Raw genomic sequence first — 1533 nt, 5'->3', positions numbered from 1 at the left:
GAAGTCGTTTTATGCCGCGCTACCTTTTTCGTTGGCGCCGCGGTCGATGAACAAGGCTGGCCATTTCGGCCACCCCAAGTAAGCTAGGGGCTTGAATCAGCGATGTAGGACAAGATTCCTTGGCCGTCATCGTCTTCGTGTTTGCGTGAATCTCTCCAAATCCGACGTCAGATAGAGTGCGGAAATTCACTGGTCAACGTAACAAAGAACGGGCGACGGTGACGGGCGCCCGCGCTGCCCTACAGCGCGGGCCGCCCTGGCAGTCTGCGGGTACGTCTCAGTCGTCGACACCTGCGACGATGCGCGCGTCCCTTTCGGCGCCATCGCCCAGTACGGCCAATGCCTCCTGATAAGCCTTGCTCTGATACGCAGCGAGAGCCTGCTCGAAGCTCGGGAATTCAACCACGACGGTCCGCTGCTTCAGACCCGCTTCGAACGCAACGACCTCGCCGCCTCGCGCCAGAAACTTTCCGCCCGCTGCGCTCACTACCGGTCCCGCGAGGGCACCGTACGCCGCTAGCTTATCTGCGTCATGAATCGCTCGATACGCTGCCACCCAATATCCTTTTGCCATTTTGCTTCCTCAGTTGAAAAACACTTGAGAACGGAGACCCTATTAACATAGACGTCTCTATATGAATCCTGAGCGCGTGTATGCATGTGACGAAGAAGGGCCAAGGCATCCACCGGCCCTTGTCACAACTGAAACGGTGAAGCGGGAAATGTCAGCTAGCCGCGTCGTGCATGAGCTTGCTCATCCGCTCATCCAGACTGACGCCCATTGCATCGGTGGTTGGATTGTGGAACTGCCCGAACAGTGAGGAGGGCTGATCGTATTCGATGGTAGTGCCGCCCGACGCGTTCTGATATATGACCGCACGCAGCGGCGCATACAGGCCCGCTGCCCGAATCTCGCGCGTCATCTTGGATGCCGACAGGATATCGCCAATATAGTAGGCCTTCAGGTTTTCCGTCGGACCGTTCAGCGCGAGCACCTTGCCATGGTAGGCAATGTGGTGAATGGACAGTCCGTAGTTCCGGGTGATTCGCGTGGCGGATTCGCGGAGCTGGTCGGTTTGGCCGTTCTGCAGCATGTCGCGCATCGGCTGGTCCAGGCGGCCCAACTTACCTTCGATGAACCCGCACACGTCGGCATATGGCTTCTTCGTTTCAATGATCACGTGCTTCATCGCGACATCGCGAATCTGCGGTTGGACGTCATCGGCCGCGTGACCCGGGATCGACAACATCGTCGACGCAACGGCGCCGACCACGGTCCCGAACAGCGTACTACTTGCTTTGCTCATGGAAGTCTCCTGTTTATTGCGCGTAAAAGCTACCCGCGCGATCTCTCAACCTGCAAGGGCCTGCCCTGATCAACCCGCCTCGATGGAGGCCGCTACCTCTTGATTCGATCCGACGACGTCCCGCACTTCCGCCGACGGCGCGTTCTTCACCGAGTCCGGAACGCCGCCGACGAGGATCCCCGCCTCGACGGCCGCACGCACTTCGCTCTCTGACACGCCTAAGCCG

At 59.2% G+C, this 1533-nt stretch carries 2 protein-coding genes; both read right to left on the bottom strand.

Annotated elements, in window-relative coordinates; all coding sequences use genetic code 11:
- Positions 1 to 277: 277 nt before the first annotated feature.
- Complete coding sequence (locus ACYP5B_RS24990) at positions 278 to 574, bottom strand: DUF1330 domain-containing protein (RefSeq protein ID WP_400102352.1); 297 nt, start codon at positions 572 to 574, stop codon at positions 278 to 280.
- Positions 575 to 725: 151 nt separating this feature from the next.
- Positions 726 to 1307, bottom strand: a complete 582-nt coding sequence (locus ACYP5B_RS24985; RefSeq protein WP_459571457.1) for a DUF302 domain-containing protein — start codon at positions 1305 to 1307, stop codon at positions 726 to 728.
- Positions 1308 to 1533 lie beyond the last annotated feature (226 nt).

This window comes from Cupriavidus sp. 8B, assembly GCF_054589115.1.
This window is presented reverse-complemented; position numbering and strand designations above follow the sequence as displayed.